Source organism: Arsenophonus sp. PmNCSU2021_1 (assembly GCF_036919435.1).
Lineage (GTDB): Bacteria > Pseudomonadota > Gammaproteobacteria > Enterobacterales > Enterobacteriaceae > Arsenophonus > Arsenophonus nilaparvatae.
In genome coordinates this window covers 326687-344071 of record NZ_JAZHPL010000006.1, presented here as the reverse complement: position 1 = coordinate 344071, position 17385 = coordinate 326687, and the positions used below count along the sequence as shown (strand labels likewise).

General features: G+C 43.5%; 19 protein-coding genes and 1 pseudogene. 11 read left to right on the top strand and 9 right to left on the bottom strand.

Annotation, left to right across the window (positions count from 1 at the left end; translation table 11 throughout):
- Window positions 1-51 precede the first annotated feature (51 nt).
- The 8 genes and pseudogenes from phoU to greB form a co-directional block, all read right to left on the bottom strand.
- Window positions 52-771, bottom strand: coding sequence for a phosphate signaling complex protein PhoU (gene phoU, locus V3224_RS14655; RefSeq protein ID WP_334471373.1), 720 nt, complete (start codon window positions 769-771; stop codon window positions 52-54).
- A 14-nt stretch (window positions 772-785) separates the two neighbouring features.
- Complete coding sequence (gene pstB / locus V3224_RS14650; RefSeq protein ID WP_334471371.1) at window positions 786-1562, bottom strand: phosphate ABC transporter ATP-binding protein PstB; 777 nt, start codon at window positions 1560-1562, stop codon at window positions 786-788.
- Window positions 1563-1600: 38 nt separating this feature from the next.
- Complete coding sequence (pstA, locus tag V3224_RS14645; protein WP_334471369.1) at window positions 1601-2485, bottom strand: phosphate ABC transporter permease PstA; 885 nt, start codon at window positions 2483-2485, stop codon at window positions 1601-1603.
- Window position 2486: 1 nt separating this feature from the next.
- Window positions 2487-3443 (bottom strand): phosphate ABC transporter permease PstC, encoded by a 957-nt coding sequence (gene pstC / locus V3224_RS14640; protein WP_334471368.1) that lies wholly within the window; start codon window positions 3441-3443, stop codon window positions 2487-2489.
- Between the two features lie 96 nt (window positions 3444-3539).
- Window positions 3540-4575: pseudogene (pstS, locus tag V3224_RS14635) on the bottom strand (phosphate ABC transporter substrate-binding protein PstS).
- Between the two features lie 265 nt (window positions 4576-4840).
- The gene (gene envZ, locus V3224_RS14630; RefSeq protein ID WP_334471366.1) at window positions 4841-6166 is read right to left on the bottom strand and encodes a two-component system sensor histidine kinase EnvZ; all 1326 of its coding nucleotides are present in this window, start codon (window positions 6164-6166) and stop codon (window positions 4841-4843) included.
- Entirely contained in the window at window positions 6163-6882 is a 720-nt protein-coding gene (ompR, locus tag V3224_RS14625; RefSeq protein ID WP_026821896.1) for an osmolarity response regulator transcription factor OmpR, read from the bottom strand. Before ompR ends, envZ begins: the two co-directional genes overlap by 4 nt.
- A 140-nt stretch (window positions 6883-7022) precedes the next feature.
- Window positions 7023-7508, bottom strand: coding sequence for a transcription elongation factor GreB (greB, locus tag V3224_RS14620; protein ID WP_032115823.1), 486 nt, complete (start codon window positions 7506-7508; stop codon window positions 7023-7025).
- A gap of 188 nt (window positions 7509-7696) precedes the next feature.
- Between greB and V3224_RS14615 the strand changes: the two genes are divergently transcribed.
- Window positions 7697-10021, top strand: a complete 2325-nt coding sequence (locus V3224_RS14615; RefSeq protein WP_334472040.1) for a Tex family protein — start codon at window positions 7697-7699, stop codon at window positions 10019-10021.
- A gap of 447 nt (window positions 10022-10468) precedes the next feature.
- Here the strand turns inward: V3224_RS14615 and V3224_RS14610 are convergent, their stop codons facing one another.
- Window positions 10469-11056 carry a helix-turn-helix domain-containing protein gene (locus tag V3224_RS14610; protein WP_334471365.1) on the bottom strand — a complete coding sequence of 196 codons (588 nt, stop codon included), beginning with the start codon at window positions 11054-11056 and terminating at the stop codon, window positions 10469-10471.
- A gap of 177 nt (window positions 11057-11233) precedes the next feature.
- Here V3224_RS14610 and V3224_RS14605 point away from each other — a divergent pair, with 177 nt between their 5' ends.
- The 10 genes from V3224_RS14605 (at window position 11234) to V3224_RS14560 (ending at window position 17341) form a co-directional block, all read left to right on the top strand.
- A complete protein-coding gene (locus tag V3224_RS14605; RefSeq protein ID WP_334467883.1) occupies window positions 11234-11473 on the top strand; it encodes a helix-turn-helix domain-containing protein in 240 nt (79 codons plus the stop codon).
- A gap of 2 nt (window positions 11474-11475) precedes the next feature.
- A complete protein-coding gene (locus V3224_RS14600; RefSeq protein ID WP_334471363.1) occupies window positions 11476-11961 on the top strand; it encodes a DNA-binding protein in 486 nt (161 codons plus the stop codon).
- Window positions 11962-12143: 182 nt separating this feature from the next.
- Window positions 12144-13763, top strand: coding sequence for a Mu transposase C-terminal domain-containing protein (locus V3224_RS14595; protein WP_334471361.1), 1620 nt, complete (start codon window positions 12144-12146; stop codon window positions 13761-13763).
- Between the two features lie 73 nt (window positions 13764-13836).
- The gene (locus V3224_RS14590) at window positions 13837-14778 is read left to right on the top strand and encodes an AAA family ATPase (RefSeq protein WP_334472039.1); all 942 of its coding nucleotides are present in this window, start codon (window positions 13837-13839) and stop codon (window positions 14776-14778) included.
- Window positions 14779-14780: 2 nt separating this feature from the next.
- The gene (locus V3224_RS14585; protein ID WP_010618224.1) at window positions 14781-14993 is read left to right on the top strand and encodes a hypothetical protein; all 213 of its coding nucleotides are present in this window, start codon (window positions 14781-14783) and stop codon (window positions 14991-14993) included.
- Entirely contained in the window at window positions 14986-15390 is a 405-nt protein-coding gene (locus V3224_RS14580) for a hypothetical protein (protein ID WP_334467886.1), read from the top strand. Before V3224_RS14585 ends, V3224_RS14580 begins: the two co-directional genes overlap by 8 nt.
- The gene (locus tag V3224_RS14575) at window positions 15387-15641 is read left to right on the top strand and encodes a hypothetical protein (RefSeq protein WP_334467887.1); all 255 of its coding nucleotides are present in this window, start codon (window positions 15387-15389) and stop codon (window positions 15639-15641) included. Before V3224_RS14580 ends, V3224_RS14575 begins: the two co-directional genes overlap by 4 nt.
- A gap of 8 nt (window positions 15642-15649) precedes the next feature.
- Complete coding sequence (locus V3224_RS14570) at window positions 15650-16174, top strand: host-nuclease inhibitor Gam family protein (protein ID WP_334467889.1); 525 nt, start codon at window positions 15650-15652, stop codon at window positions 16172-16174.
- A gap of 360 nt (window positions 16175-16534) precedes the next feature.
- Window positions 16535-16819: a hypothetical protein gene (locus V3224_RS14565; protein WP_334467891.1), complete on the top strand. Its 285-nt coding sequence runs from the start codon at window positions 16535-16537 to the stop codon at window positions 16817-16819.
- Between the two features lie 3 nt (window positions 16820-16822).
- On the top strand, window positions 16823-17341 hold the full coding sequence (locus V3224_RS14560; protein ID WP_334467893.1) for a gp16 family protein: 519 nt from the start codon (window positions 16823-16825) through the stop codon (window positions 17339-17341).
- Window positions 17342-17385: the final 44 nt, after the last annotated feature.

Genomic DNA, 17385 nt, shown 5'->3' with positions numbered 1-17385 from the left:
GGAATAACCATGAGCTAAAAAATAATCATTCAATAATCGCTGAAAAGCGTGTTAATGACCACCCTTAGTTAGCATTTTTTCTACAAAATCCCCACCTAAATGACGGAAATCTTGCCCTTTTAAATAATAGAAAATAAATTCACAAATGTTTTGGCAACGATCACCTATTCGCTCAATAGAGCGCGCACAAAACAACGCTGTTAATACACTAGGAATAGTGCGAGGATCTTCCATCATATAAGTCATCAGTTGGCGAACAATACCTTCATACTCTTCATCAACCTTTTTATCTTCCAGATAAACGCCAATTGCCGCATCCAGATCCATACGGGCAAATGCATCCAACACATTATGTAACATTTGAATAGTATGCCCGCCTAAAGCTTCCAGACTAACAAGTAACGATTGATGTTGCTCAGAAAACTTTTCCAACGCAACCTCACAAATCTTATCAGCAACATCACCAATACGTTCAAGCTCAGCAATGGTTTTTGAAATCGCCATAATTAAACGTAAATCACTGGCAGTCGGTTGCCGCTTAGCAATAATGCGCACACAAGCCTCATCAATCGCCACTTCCATCATATTGACTTTTTGATCATCCTCTATCACTTTTTTTGCCAAATTCTGATCTTGGTTATGTAAAGCTTCAATGGCATTTTTAAGTTGTTCTTCTACCAACCCACCCATTTTCATTAATTCAGTGCGAATATGCTCCAACTCAGCATTAAACTGGCGAGAAATATGTTTGTTGTAATTTAGATTATCCATGGTAATACCCTATATTAACCGTAGCGGCCAGTAATATAATCCTCAGTCTGTTTTACTGTAGGTGCGGTAAACAAAGTATCTGTATCATTAAATTCAATCAGCTCACCTAAATACATAAATGCTGTGTAGTCGGAGCAACGTGCGGCTTGCTGCATATTATGTGTGACCATTACCACGGTATATTCCGATTTCAGTTCACTTATCAACTCTTCAATACGTCCTGTTGAGATAGGGTCAAGTGCTGAACAAGGCTCATCTAATAGTAATATTTCTGGCCGGATCGCGATGCCACGAGCAATGCACAACCGTTGCTGCTGACCGCCTGATAAACTATAGCCACTATGCGAAAGTTTATCTTTCGTTTCATCCCAAAGGGCAGCTTTAGTTAACGCCCATTGAACACGTTCATCTATTTCAGCGCGAGAAAGTTTTTCAAATAAACGCACCCCAAAAGCAATATTGTCATAGATTGACATCGGAAATGGTGTTGGTTTTTGAAAAACCATACCTACTCTGGCGCGCAATAACGCAATATCTTGTTCATCGGTCAAAATATTAGTGCCATCCAACAAAATTTTACCTTCAGCATACTGCTCAGTATAAAGCTCAAACATCTTATTAAATGTACGTAACAGGGTAGATTTACCACAGCCTGAAGGACCAATAAAAGCCGTTACCTTATTCTCTGCAATATTTAATGAAATGTTTTTTAGCGCATGGAATTTGCCATAGTAGAAATTCAAGTCACGAACTTGAATTTTACCTTCTGCCATGTCATTAACTTTAATCATCAATTTGTCTCTTAAGTTTGTCATCTGTTACTAAAGAACTAATATTTTTTCTTGGCAAATAATACACGCGCTAAGATATTGATTAACAAAACACATAAAGTAATCAATAAAACACCTGCCCAAGCCAATTGCTGCCATTCTGAGAATGGACTCATCGCAAATTTAAATATGGTTACTGGAAGATTAGCAATCGGTCCACTGAGATCTGTACTCCAGAACTGATTGGAAAGTGAAGTAAACAACAAAGGCGCAGTCTCACCAGCAATTCTCGCAATGGCGAGTAATACTCCGGTAATAATCCCTGAAACAGACGCTTTTAAGGTAATTGATAAAATCATTTTCCATTTTGGTGCACCTAAAGCATAAGCTGCCTCACGTAAATTATCTGGCACCAGTTTTAGCATATTTTCCGTTGTTCGAATAACAATCGGGATCTGTAACAAAGCCAGAGCAATAACACCTGCCCAACCAGAAAAATGCTGCATTCTGGCAACGATAATCATATAAACGAATAATCCAACCACAATTGATGGCGCAGACAGCAAAATATCATTAATAAAACGAATTATTTCTGCCAGCCAAGAACGACGTCCATATTCAGCCAAATAAATACCCGCCATAATGCCAAGGGGTGAGCCTAACACCGTAGCCCATAAAACCAGCAAACCACTACCTACAATCGCATTGGCTAATCCACCACCGGTAGAATTTGGTGGTGGCGTCATTTCAGTAAATAAACTCCAGGACATGCCTTCAACCCCTTTGGTTAACGTTGTAAATAAGATCCAAATTAACCAAAATAGACCAAATGCCATGGTGATCATCGAGAGCAACAGTGCAATCCGATTTTTTTGTCTCCGCCATGCCTGACGACGTTGACGTTGTTTAATATCAATAGTTTTTGTTGTATCTGCCGTCACCATGTTAGCGCCCTTCATTTTTGCCTAAACGCATAATCATCAATTTAGAAAACGCAAGCACGATAAAAGTAATAACAAATAAAATTAAGCCTAACTCCATTAATGCAGCGGTATGTAATCCACTTTCCGCTTCAGCAAACTCATTTGCCAACGCAGAGGTAATACTATTTCCTGGCATGAAAAGTGAAAAGCTATCTAGCTGATAAGTATTACCAATAATGAAAGTGACTGCCATTGTTTCCCCTAAAGCTCGCCCTAACCCTAACATCACACCGCCGATCACACCATTACGCGTATAGGGCAATACGATATGCCAGATAACTTCCCAAGTCGTGCAGCCAATACCATAAGCAGATTCTTTCATCATAACTGGGGTCTGTTCAAAAACATCCCGCATCACTGAAGCAATATAAGGAATAATCATAATTGCCAGGATCACGCCAGCAGCTAAAATGCCGATACCTAAAGCCGGGCCTGAAAATAATTCACCAATAATTGGTATACCTGCCAAAACGTTACCAATCGGCTCTTGAAAATAAGTGGCAAATAGTGGCGCAAAAACAAACAATCCCCACATGCCATAAACAATACTCGGTATGGCCGCCAATAATTCAATCGCAATGCCTAACGGGCGCTTTAACCAATTTGGTGATAATTCTGTTAAGAATAAAGCTATGCCAAAACTGACAGGCACTGCAATGATCAATGCAATTAACGACGTTACTACCGTGCCATAAATGGTCACTAACGCACCAAATTCCTGGGCAGGAACATCCCAATCCTTTGACCAAAGAAAAGAAAAGCCAAATTTTTCGATACTTGGCCACGATGCAATAATCAAAGAAATAATAATTCCACTTAACATTAACAGTGTAATTAGTGCAGCTAGTTTAACGAGAGCACCAAAAATAATATCACCTTTTTTTCCCGGTGCTTTATATGTCGTTAACTTCTCAGCCATTGTTTTTTCTCATTTTAATCCCCTTATATAACAAGGGGATAATCGTTCATTTATAATAGAGCGCGATTTTTGCTATCAGCTGATGCCACACTCAATTCAATATACAGAATTACTATTAGCGTCTTTTATATTACTTTTCCATGCCGCCCTAATATGGGCCACAACTTCGTTCGGCAAGGTAGCATAATCCAAAGCCTTAGCCTGTTCAGCGCCTTTATCGTATGCCCAGTCAAAGAAGGCTAATATTGCTTTCGCCTTCTCAATATTTTTTTGTTCTTTATGTAATAAAAAAAGTAGCAGAAGTAATTGGCCAGACATTTTTGCCTACCTGATTAGTCAGATCTTGTGCAAAGGTTTTAGTCCAATCAGCTTTTTTAGCAGCGGCACTAAAACTACTGGCTGTTGGCGACACCGCTTCTCCATCGGCAGAAATTAATTTGGTATAAGCTAATTTGTTCTGTTTAGCGTAAGCATATTCTACATAGCCAATAGCACCAGGCAGACGCTGAACAAAGGCAGCAACACCTTCATTACCTTTTCCAGCAATGCCAGTTGGCCATCTAACCGTAGAACCCGTGCCAATCTTACTTTTCCAATCAGCATTCACCTTAGCCAGATAACTGGTAAAAACAAAAGTCGTTCCTGAACCATCAGCACGGCGAACAACGGTAATATTTTGTGCTGGCAATACTAAACCTGGATTTAATTCAACAATTTTTGGATCATTCCATTTTTTAATGTTACCTAAATAAATGTTAGCCAATCTTTTGCCATCTAATACCAATTGTCCAGATTGAATACCTGAAATATTGATTGTTGGAACAACACCACCAATCACAGTTGGAAATTGAATGAGTCCTTCTCGATTGAGTTTTTCATCACTTAAAGGCGCATCTGAAGCACCGAAATCGACCGTTTTAGCTGTAATCTGTTTTACCCCACCGGATGAACCAATCCCCTGGTAGTTAATCTGATCGCCGGTCTGTTTTTGGTAACTATCTGCCCATTTTGCATAAACTGGCGCGGGAAATGTGGCACCAGCGCCAGTAAGGCTTGTTGCCGCAAAAGCTGACATGGCCGTCAAAGAAAACATGGCTATGATATTAACGATGATAGAACGCATCAATTTCATAATCTCTCCTATTTGAGATGAAAGAGAAACAAATTACTCTGTTAATTGTAGCGAGTTAAAAAATACGAGGAAAAAATAGGTTAGTTAGATGACAGAAAGATGTATTATTTATGACAGTTTTATGACTGTTAAATAAATAATCAATTTATTTAAAAATATAGCCTTATATATCGATATAATAAATTTTCAAAATCAAAGAATTATATGATTTCATAAAATATAATAAAATTTCCGTTAAATTACGGCTAAATAAAAATATAGCTTTTTATTTTTCCATTAATGGTAAAGTTGCCCGTATAGATAACCCTCCCCGTTTACTTTTATCTATAATAATTTCACCATCATGAGCATCAATAATTCGGCGAATAATTGCTAATCCTAGTCCTGTACCACCATTACTTCTTGCCCTTTCACCTTGCACAAAAGGTTGAAAAAGATGTTGAATACTTTCTTTTTTAATTCCTGCTCCATCATCCTCAACCTGAAACCAGGCATGATCTTTTATCACACCACTACTGACTTTTACCCAACCATTCCCATAGCGGAGGGCGTTAACCAGCATATTGGTTACTGCTCGTTTTATGGCAATTACATTAGCATTAATAATGATAGGTGATGAACTAATCTGCGTCTCAATATTAGACAGGAAACTACTCTCAGCATTAACAGCTTCAAGTAGGACTTTGTTCAAGTCACAAAACTCCATGTTCATTTCCCTGCCTGTACATATATAGTCCATGAACTGCCCAATGATAGCATTACACTCTTCAATATCTTTGTTAATTGATTCTGCTAGATATTGATCCTTTTCATTCATCATTTCTGTTGCTAAACGGATCCGGGTTAACGGAGTTCTCAAATCATGACTCACGCCTGCCATTAATATCGTTCTATCATTTTCCAGCATTTTTATTCCTGACGACATACGATTAAAAGCGCGGATGACATAACGTATTTCTAATGAACCTTCTTCCTTGATTGCTGGAACCATGACACCTTTTCCCATTTGCTTGGCATAACTTTCTAATACAAATAATGGTCTACTCTGATAACGAATATAAAGCCATGTAACAGCAAAAATGGTTAAAAAAATAGCCAATGTATAACGAAATACAACGGCGAACTGATTCTGTCCTATTTCAGTTAAAGGCAGTCTTATCCAAACATTTGGGGCAAGATAAGAGTTTAACCATAAAAAAGGATGCTCTTTGGCAATTTCAAGACGAACATCCGCCTTGCCACCCATATATTCCGCCATCTGCTGGCTTAATTCCTCATAATGTCTTGCCCAACCTAAGCCTTTTGCCATAGCACGCGACTCGGTATAAAAATTAATACCCAGTTCTTTATAGATTTTCTTCTTAAATGATGGCGGCATTAAAATTGCATTTCCATCTTGCAATTCAATTTTCTCTGTTAATAACGTATGCACTTCATAGGCTAAGACTTTATTAAGCTGCTGAAGACTCGGCATTACAACAAAATTAAGCACAACTAAATAGCTGGTGACTAAACTAGCAAACAGTAAAGTAACAATAACAAATAATGAACGAGAAAACGTGTTACGTCTGGAAAAACACAATCGTTTCATGCTTTACTACCATCTGGTACAAATACATAACCCAACCCCCAAACCGTTTGAATATAACGTGGATGAGTAGGATCATCCTCAATCATTCGACGAAGACGTGAAATCTGCACGTCTATCGAACGCTCCATCGCACTATATTCACGCCCTCGAGCAAGACTCATCAATTTATCACGAGATAGAGGCTCACGTGGATATGAAACAAGCACTTTTAAAACCGCAAACTCACCGCTGGTTAATGGCATAGACTCATCATCTTGAAACATTTCCCTTGTTCCTAGGTTTAATTTGAATTTACCAAATCGAATCACCGCCTCGTCCTGTGCCGGCGCACCCGGCAGCTCATTTGCCTGACGTCGTAATACGGCGCGAATACGAGCCAATAACTCTCTAGGATTAAATGGTTTAGGTATATAATCATCCGCCCCAATTTCTAATCCAACAATCCGATCTACTTCTTCACCTTTTGCTGTTACCATAATAATTGGGATAGGATTATTTTGACTCCTTAAACGACGACAAATAGATAAACCATCTTCACCCGGTAACATCAAATCCAGTACAATCAAATGAATAGATTCACGCGTCAAAATACGATCCATTTGCTCCGCATTGGCGGTACTACGAACTTGAAAACCCTGTTCAGTTAAATAACGCTCCAGTAAAGAGCGCAAACGCATATCATCATCCACAACAAGAATTTTATAATTTTCTTGCATTTTTTGACTCCACAAATATTTTTAAGATCCCTATATATAGTGTCTTAATAACAAATAAGACAATAATAATATAACTAATTCCTATTAGGCTTTTTTAGATTAATATTTACATTTTATTGATTTTTTTAATTTTATATCATTTACAACTCAATTCCTTGATAATTAATTTCCAATATCCAATAAGTAATAATACCATTTGGCGTATTCACCGTAACTTCATCATCAATTTGTTTACCTAATAATTCCCTTGCCACTGGTGAATTAATAGAAATCCATTTTTTAGCCGGATTAAATTCATCTGGTCCAACTAAACGAAAAACTTTAATACCACCATTTTCATCTTGTAGTTTTACCCAAGCTCCAAAATAAACTCTACCTTCCTGCCGAGGATCGGGATCAACTATTTTTAATACTTCAAGACGTTTAGATAAAAATCGAATACGTCGATCAATTTCTCGTAATCGCTTTTTACCATAAATATACTCCGCATTCTCTGAACGATCACCAAGCGCCGCTGCCTCTGATACAGCTTGAGTGACTTTCGGCCGCTCCTCACGCCAAAGAAACTTCAACTCTTGTTTGAGGTTGTCCCACCCTTCACGAGTAATATAATTATTTTTCACAATAAAAACTCAGTATGATTAACCTTAATTTAAACTAATTACTATATATAATTCAAAAAAAGTTTTCGTTCACTACATCAAGTTCTAATATCCAAATATAATGTTAACTGGAAATTATTGTTTTCAACACGTATAAATGCGCACATAAGTCGTTAATTGCGTCCTATTTAAGTATTGAAGAAACTAAAATGATGAATAAATCCTTAAGCAAAATTATTGCACATGAATTAGATACAACGCCAGCGCAAATACTTTCAGCCATTACATTACTCGATGAAGGAAATACTGTTCCTTTTATTGCCCGTTATCGTAAAGAAGTAACAGGAGGACTCGATGATAACCAGCTACATAAACTTGAAACACGTTTAAGTTACTTACGTGAATTAAACGAGCGCCGCCAAACTATCCTAAAATCGATTAATGAACAAGGAAAGCTTACGGCTGAACTTGCTCAGGCGATTAATAACACTTTTAATAAAACTGAGCTCGAAGATCTCTACTTACCCTATAAACCAAAACGTAGGACACGAGGCCAAGTAGCGATTGAAGCAGGTTTAGAGCCACTCGCAAAGCGGTTATGGAATGAGCCCCAACATATACCAGAGCAGATAGCTGAAACCTTTATTGATCCACAAAAAAATATTAATGACACTAAAGCTGCGCTCGATGGTGCTCGTTATATTTTAATGGAACGCTTCGCTGAAGATACAAATTTACTTAGCAAAATTCGTAATTATTTGTGGAAAAATGCCCATTTAACGGCAAAAGTTATTGAAGGTAAAGAAACCATAGGTGCAAAATTTAGCGACTATTTTGATCACCATGAGCTTATTTCGCATATCCCATCCCACCGTGCACTTGCTATGTTTCTTGGCCGTAACGAGGGTATTTTACAATTATCACTTAATGCAGATCCACAATTTGAATCACCACCAAAAGAAAGTTATTGTGAAGAAATTATTACCCAACACTTTGGCTTACATTTAAATAATGCACCAGCAGATAAATGGCGAAAAGCCGTTATCAGTTGGACATGGCGAGTTAAAATTCTGTTACATCTTGAAACAGAGTTGATGGGCACCTTACGTGAAAAAGCAGAAGAAGAAGCGATTCATGTTTTCGCCCGTAATCTACGTGACCTTTTGATGGCAGCGCCTGCTGGTATGCATACCACCATGGGATTAGATCCTGGTTTACGCACTGGGGTCAAAGTTGCTATTGTTGATGCGACAGGCAAACTCATTACCACAGATACGATTTATCCTCACACCGGACAAGCAGCTAAATCTGCAACGACTATTGCATCCTTATGTGAGAAATATAAAGTTGCCTTGGTCGCTATTGGTAATGGTACTGCCTCACGTGAAACTGAACGCTTCTTTGCCGCAGTTAAAAAACAGTACCCGCAAATTACCGCCCAGAAAGTAATTGTTAGTGAATCTGGCGCTTCAGTTTACTCGGCATCTGAGTTAGCGGCTCAAGAATTTCCAGCACTCGGTGTCTCTTTACGTGGCGCAGTCTCTATTGCCCGCCGTTTACAAGATCCACTAGCCGAATTAGTAAAAATTGATCCCAAATCAATTGGTGTTGGTCAATACCAACATGATGTTAACCAAACTTTACTAGCTAAAAAATTGACAGCGGTAGTTGAAGATTGTGTAAACTCAGTCGGTGTTGATCTAAATACCGCCTCTGTTGCTCTTCTTTCACATATTGCAGGACTAAGTAAAGCGATTGCGCAAAATGTCGTTAATTGGCGTAACGAACACGGGCGCTTTAATGACCGCAAACAACTATTGGAAGTTACACGTCTTGGTACAAAAGCTTTTGAGCAGTGTGCGGGCTTTTTACGCATTATGGAAGGGAATAATCCTCTCGATGCCTCAACAGTTCATCCTGAAGCTTATCCGATTGTAGAAAAGATTTTATTAACCACTAAGCAACCCTTAAAAACGATTATGGGTAACACTAGCGTGCTTAATAATCTCAAACCAGAATTGTTTACTACAGACAAATTTGGTATTCCGACGGTAAATGATATTCTAAAACAATTAGAAAAGCCTGGACGAGATCCGCGGCCAGAATTTAAAACAGCCACTTTTATCGATGGCATTGAAACCATGGAAGATCTTAAAGTAGGTATGATATTAGAAGGTTCGGTGACCAATGTGACCAATTTTGGTGCGTTTGTCGATATTGGCGTTCATCAGGATGGTTTGGTACACATTTCCTCTCTGTCCGATAAATTTATTAAAGATCCTCATTCTCTAGTCAAAACAGGGGATATTATCACCGTTAAAGTTATCGATATTGATTTAAACCGTAAACGAATTGCATTAAGCATGCGTCTGGATGAGAAAACAGCAGATACGCCACAACAACATCGTAATAAGCCACAGACAGGCAAAAATGCCTCCTCAGCCAGTTCAACTAAAACATCCCAACGCAACAATACGCTATTCGCTAATAGTGTAATGGGTGATGCACTGGCGGCGGCACTCAATAAAAAGCGTTAATTGTTAATATATATTACACGAGTTTCGCACCAATAAAAAAACGCTCTATTTTTAAGTTTAATTCAGCATAATATATAAATAGAAAAAATCTCATAAATTAAAAATAACTTATTGTAATTTAAGTAAATTTATACGTCTTAGCAAGTTACAGATTAATTATTGTTCTGAAGCCATTTCTAGAATTTTATATGCCCGTGCGAAACTCGTGACTAATTTTGATGCCAATTATAAAGAAGTAATTTATTTGATACTTGTGGGAACATCCGGGAATTGGCGGGAACTCATGGGATTTCTTAGGGTTAGCTCGGATTTATCTATTTGATACCGATGAGCAAAATATGAACAAAAATGAGCCTATAGGCAAAATATTTGATACTTACTGCAATGGATTTAAGACCGTTTTAAAATAGCTTTAATATAGTAAAAAGCATTAGCTTAGCAAGCGCCTCAAGCACTGGCTTGGTGCTTATGATTTATTTCTTCGGAAAGGGTACTACATTGCTTGATTTCACGCAAAATCTCTCTTACGCGATTAGGTGGTAATTCCTGCAAACTAAGAGCTGCCTCCCTTGCCTCTCCTGAAAGTTTAAGTAAATCTACACCCCCCTGTTCTAGTAATAAAGCTAATAATTCAGCACCTTTGCGCCCAAGTAATCTAGCTAACTTTTCCCGTTCTACAGGCTCCAACGACCTTAAAATAGCATTAAGATCTTGCAAGTTACGATCAAGTAATGACTCATTCTGTTGTGGCTGTTGTGGCTGTTGTGGCTGTTGTGGCTGTTGTGGCTGTTGTGGCTGCTGGCCATTAACTAACCAATCAATACTGACATTTTCTTTACAAGCGATTTTTTGAATCATACTTAGTAAAGGTTGAGTATTTTTGCTTAAGTAGTTATTCAAAGTTGATGTTGGAATCCCCCAGTCTTTTGCTGCTGCTCGTACACTTCTGCTACCTATAAGTGCTTTCAATCGGTCTTTAAAACTTTCTTTTTCAGTATGTTGCAAAGAAAAATCTTTGCTTTTAGCATCTGTCATTTTCTTTTCCTCTAATTTATTGAATCAAAAGGCTTTGTTTTAACTTGAGCAATTTTCGTGTTAAAAACGAAAAGAAAGGAGCTAATTTGCTTTACTTTGATTCAAGTTAAGATAATAATATCTATGGATAACACACCCATGTTATCTGCATATCTAACCTTTTAGGATAATCGAATAATGCTTATAAATGAAGTTTTAAACCGTGATTGGCACCGCCAACATATTGTGGCTGCGGTGCATGTGAAAGGGTTCACACTTCGCCAGCTCTCCGTTCAGGCAGGATTAAAGCCAGATTCACTAAAAAACGTGCTATATCGCCCCTGTAAAAAATACGAACGTATTGTTGCGGAGGCGATCGGTGTTGCTCCTGAAGAAATCTGGCCAAGTCGGTATCGTCGTGCCCGTGAGGTAGCCTGATTATGTTTGTATCAGTGAATGAATTAATCGGGATACCTGGTTTACCTAGTACTGTGCAAGGCTTGCGTTGGTCTCTAAATAAATGGGCCGCTGGTTCTGTTTCGATGAAACGCAAACGTCCAGGCACCAAGGCTTACGAGTACCACATTGATTGCTTACCACCTGAAGCCCAGAACGCGATCCGTGAGCGTCATCTTCAACAACTGATGATCGCTGCACCGGTGGATGATGCTGCCAAACAACCCACTGTATCAAAGGTCAACACCGATCCGGAGAAGCTTGGCAAGTTGGACGTTTATCGCCGTTGCCCTGCGTTGATTGGCAATAAACTGGCCGACCTGACGGACAAGCAGCGCCAGATTGCCGATGCGAGAATGTTACTGGTACAGCATATCCTTACTATCGGCCAACAGCCGCGTTATAGCTGCGCACAGGCCATCCGCTTTATTGTCCAGCAGGCGAAAAAAGCACGAGTTTCGCACCAATAAAAAAACGCGCTATTTTTAAGTTTAATTCAGCATGATATATAAATAGACAAAACCTTATAAATTAAATACAAATTATTGTAATTTAATAAAATTTATGTGTTTTAGTAACTTGCAGATTAACCATTGCTTTTAAGCCATTTCTAGAACTTTATATGCCTGTGCGAAACTCGTGAAAAGGCCAGTTGCCCGAAAGCATCGCGCAAGCGGCACAGGTGGCTAATGCCAAGAAGGGCAAAAGCCGTCAACTCAGTGAAATCACCCTTAAGCGCTGGCTGGCCGACTACAAAAAAGCCGCCACGCCCGCCGAGCGCCTGATTATCTTGGCACCGGGTAAGCGCGAGGTGGTCAAACCGGAGCAGATAGCCTGGTTACATGACTATCTGGCGCACTATCGCAAGCCAAACGGGTGCAGCATGAAAGAGGCCTATGTGGATTTTTGCGCCGAATGGCAACAACGCTATGCCGATGAGCCGCTGATGTTGGCCGCGCAGCCTTCCTACGATGCGGTGCTGTACGCGATGGAGAAACTCCCCGAAATCGTCAAACAGCGCGGGCGCAAAACCGGCAGCGAATATCGCCAGCTGGAAGGGTTTGTCCGCCGCGACTGGACCAGCCTGCCGGTTAACTACGTCTGGATTGGCGACGGTCACGGCATGAAGATGAAAGTCGCCCATCCCGACCACGGTCAACCCTTTTCGCCGGAAGTGACTTTTATTATCGATGGCAGCTGCCGCTATATCACCGGCTGGAGCCTGTCGCTCTCCGAGAACGTGATTGCCGTTACCGATGCCCTGCGGTATGGCATTGCCACTCACGGCAAACCGTTTCTCTACTACTCAGATAACGGCAGTGGTGAAACCAATCTCACCCTGGATGCAGACGTGACCGGTATTCTGCGGCGGCTCGAGATTGACCACCCGACCGGTATCGCCGGCAATCCCCAGGGGCGCGGCATTATCGAACGCCTTAACCGTACCTTGCCCATGTACCTTGCCCGCCGCTTTGCCACTTATTACGGTACCGGCGCTGACCGGGAAACCGTGCGCAAGACTGGCAAGGCGCTTAAATCCGCCTTAAACGCTCAGGCAAAGGGCCATGCACTGACGGTCGCCCAGCAGAGCACGTTACGCAAGCTGCCCTCCTGGGAGAGGCTGATTGATGAAATCAAGGCCGGGGTCGAGTGGTACAACGCCCGTCCGCACAGTGAATTACCCAAACGCCCCGATGGCCAGCATTACAGTCCGGCCGAGTTTCGCCGCTGGAAGCTGGAAAACGAAGCCACCGAGCTGGAGTGGCTGACACAGTTTGAACTGCGCGACCTGTTTATGCCACAGACCGAGCGCACGGTCAGGCGCTGTGAAATCCGTTTCCTTAACAATATTTATTATGCCGCCAAACTGGCCGAGGAGCACGACCGCAAGGTGTTAATCAGTTACGACATTCACGATGCCAGCAAGGTTATCGTGCGCCGTATGGACGGTACTTACCTCTGTGACGCCCTGTGGGACGGCAATAAACAGCTGGCCTTCCCGGTAACGGCGGAATACCACAACCGGCAGCAACGTATCAAAGGGATGCGTAAGCGGGGTGAGGAGAAAGTGGCATTAGCAGAGGCAGAAAATACCCTGACGTTGCCGGCTGAAAAAGTCAATGACCTCGGCTTACCGGTCAATGTTTATCGGCAATTGGGGAATACCGCATTAAAAGCTGAGGTTGAAGAACAGAGCGACCTTGATGCGGAAGCCGCGTTACAACGGGGTTTGGCATTACTGGAAGCCCAGCAGATTGACCCGCTGTTGTAAAAAAGCCATCTGGTCGGCAAACCGAATGGCCTTATCGAAACACAAAAACACTTTCTTTCAAAGAGGCAAGATGATGACTCAAAATGATGATCTTATCAAGACGCTGCATCAACTGATTGATTCAGGCCAGGTCACACAGGCGCAGATTGCCCGTGAAACCGGCCAGTCGAGTGCAGTGATATCCAGCTTTATCAACGGTAGTTATAACGGCAATAACCAGCGCGTCGGTGAACTGTTAACCCGCTGGCTGACGGATTATCAGCAAAAAAAGACTTTGCCCGCGCCGCCGCAGTTTGTGGAGACGGCCACGGTCAAGGAGATATGGGCGGTGTTCCAGTTTGTCCGGCTGGCGCAGTGCATGAATGTGATTGTCGGGGTGCCGGGGGTGGGCAAAACCTTTGCTGCCTGTCAGTACTGCCAGCATGCCAATACCTGGATGGTGACCCTTTCCCCGGCCCACGCCAGCATTACCGAGTGTCTGCTGGAGCTGGCGGAAGCGTTGGGTCTTAGCGACCTGCCCAAAAACAAGGGGACGCTGGCGCGCGCGATACGGCGGCGGCTGACCGGCACTCACGGGCTGGTGATTGTCGATGAGGCTGACCACCTGGGCATTGACGGCCTGGAGCAGCTGCGCGCCATTCAGGATGCGACCGGGGTCGGGATGGTGCTGATTGGTAACCCGCGCGGCCTGTCGAAATCGGCCCGCTCAACCCAGGGGGCGGATGACTTGGCTCGGCTGTACAGCCGTATCGCCCGCTCCAAACGGCTGTTAAAGGCCAAAAAAGCCGATGTGACCGCGATTGCTGCCGCCTGGGGCATTACCGGCGAAAGTGAGCTGACGCTGGTACAGGCCATTGCCCAGAAAGCCGGTGCCTTGCGGGTATTGTCGCACACCCTGCGCCAGGCGTGGCTGATGGCCAGCGGTGATGCACAGGTCCAGCTGGGGGAAAAATACATCAAGGCGGCCTTCAGGGAGGTGTATACCGATACCGACCTGCTGCCGGCAAGGGGGTGAGTATGGGCGGTGTGCTCTTTACCGACAGCGCCGGACGCCAGGTGCTGCTCAATACCCGGCGGGTGGTGTCTGTCTCGCTGGAATCGTCACACAGCCTGTTAGTGTCGTTTGGCAACCGGGGAGACGCGCTCTATGTGTTGCCGGATGCGCAGGAGGTGATGATGCAGGTCTGTCATGACATGAACCAGTTACTCAGGAGAGCCAGTGATGAATAACCCTTTACGCCATGAAGTCCGCGCCCTGCGGCGTATGGCCCGCTACGCCAGCTATAACGTTGATGGCACTATCCGGCCCAATATTACCCTGTCACGCGGGGCAACGCCGTACCTCTGGCTGGACCGGTATGAGATGGCGGCGGCGACCTTGCCCCCGGCCCAGCAACAGTATTACCGGTGGCAGGGATTTGATGTGGATGTCTGGGAAGCGCTGCAACTGGGCTGTTATCTCTCTGGCCCAAGCCGGCGTCAGGCGTGGTACGCCGCCTGGCACACCTTACGGGCATTGCTGTCCGGGCGGTCAGTGCCGTCCGAATCGGGGCCGGTTTTACTGAGCACGCTACTGTATGAGGCTCGGTTATCAATGAAAAGGCTGAATAAGGAAAGGTCATCATGATGAACATGTTTGATGCCATGAACGCCGTGCGCCGCCGGCTACGTCAGGCGGGCAGCGACATCCTGCATACCCGGCGTTACTGCCAGCGCCCGTTTATAAAAATCACCCCGCCGGTACGCCCGGGGGAGAGGGATAACGCGACGGAAATCACCCTTTGCTGCCAGGGAGAGCGCCGTCAGGTGTATGCCCGCCAGATTGAGGGGTGTCTGGTGTATTGGGACACCACAGAAGAGAAGAGACCACAGGAGTGATAAAAGCGATGAAAAATAGCGTGCAACGTATGAAAAATCCCGCGAGCGAAGCCGTACCACAAAGTCGGGAAGCGGTCTGCCAGGCGATAAAAACCCTGGGCGATCTGAAACGGGAACAAGTGCGCACCGAGACGCAGATGAATGACGCGATTGCCAATATTACCGGGCAATATGTTCCCAGGCTTGAACAGCTGAAAAAAGAAGGCAAGGCATTACTTAACGGTATCCAGTCCTGGTGTGAAGCGCATCGTCAGGCGCTGACGCTCGACGGTAAAGTGAAAACGGTCAACTTTACCACCGGTACCGTCAGTTGGCGATTGCGTCCAGCCTCCTGCGCTATCCGTCATACGGATGAGGTCCTGGAGGTACTCCGACGTATGCAGCTTGAACGTTTTATTCGGGTAAAGGAAGAAATTAACAAGGAGGCGATTTTAAACGACCCCAGTGCCGTAAAAGGGATTGTCGGCATTACCGTGAAAAACGGTGTGGAGGACTTTGAAATCAAGCCTTTTGAACAAAAAGACGCCGGATAATTCCGCGCGCGTTATTTCGTTTTACCTCTAATAACCTGAGTTCGGGATAAGCGTTAGTTATGAGAAAATAAAAATAGCTCATTTATCAATAAAAACCTTTTAAAATCAATAAAATGATAAAAAAAGGAATATTTTTAGTTGGTTGTAGGTTAAAAAATAAGCTATTTTCTCTGCTAAAATCATGAAAAAAGCCAAAATTTAGCACTGTTTTATGTAATAATTTTAATTTAAGTAATTGAATATATAATGAAAAAATTTATATTCCTTATCCCGAACTCAGGTTCTAATAGTGTTAAATCCGGCGCGTGCGTCAGGGCTTCGTGCGCGCCAAATTCAGCCGAGGACATATTATGTCAGTGAATGAACAGTCTATTTATGATGCCGCCCTGGCGCCATGACCGGCAAATGTTAAAAACCATTGAGCGCTGTGGGGCACTGGCCGGCGCGCTGTGCCGTTTTCTTTCGCAGGGGCAGAATATGCGACAAGTCTGTCAAACCGTGGCGGACATGGAAATCATGCTCGCCCAGCTTCGCCTGAACGGTCTGGCGGCGATGATTGACGATGAAAAAGTGCGCAAGCTGGACGCCTTGTCGCAACGCCTATTGACCCAACAACCGGCGACGATAAACACGGGGGAAGGATAAGTCATGAACCGGGCTACCTTAATCAAACTTATCCATGTGGCCCGTCGGGAGTTGCAGCTGGACGAAGCGACCTACCGCGCGGCGCTGATGAAGGTGTGCGCCGATAAAACCAGTTGCCGGGAAATGACGGTACCCGAGCTGGTCAGGGTGTTACATGCCTTTCAGCAAAAAGGCTTTACCGTGCGTTCAAAGCCGGTTTTACGCGGCGTTAAACCCGCGTCACCGGTCGCTAAAATCCTTGCCATCTGGCAGACCATGCACCGCCAGGGGTTTGTGCAGTCCGGCGATGAGGCAGCACTGAATGCCTGGATAAGGCGTACCACGGCAAGGGAGAACGGTGGCCTGGGGGTGGCACAGCTGGCCTGGCTCAATCAGGATAACGCCCTGGCCGTCAAGGTGCTTGAAAGTCTTAAGCGCTGGCATCGGCGCTGCATGCTGGCGACACTCCCCCCGGGTACGCCGGCTGAAAGTTATCCGCGCGTTTGTCAGCGTTATGAGGCCGAGACCCGTGTATCGTCATAACGTCGGTAACGGGGTATCTTCACCGTGGGCAGAAGGGGCGTCTC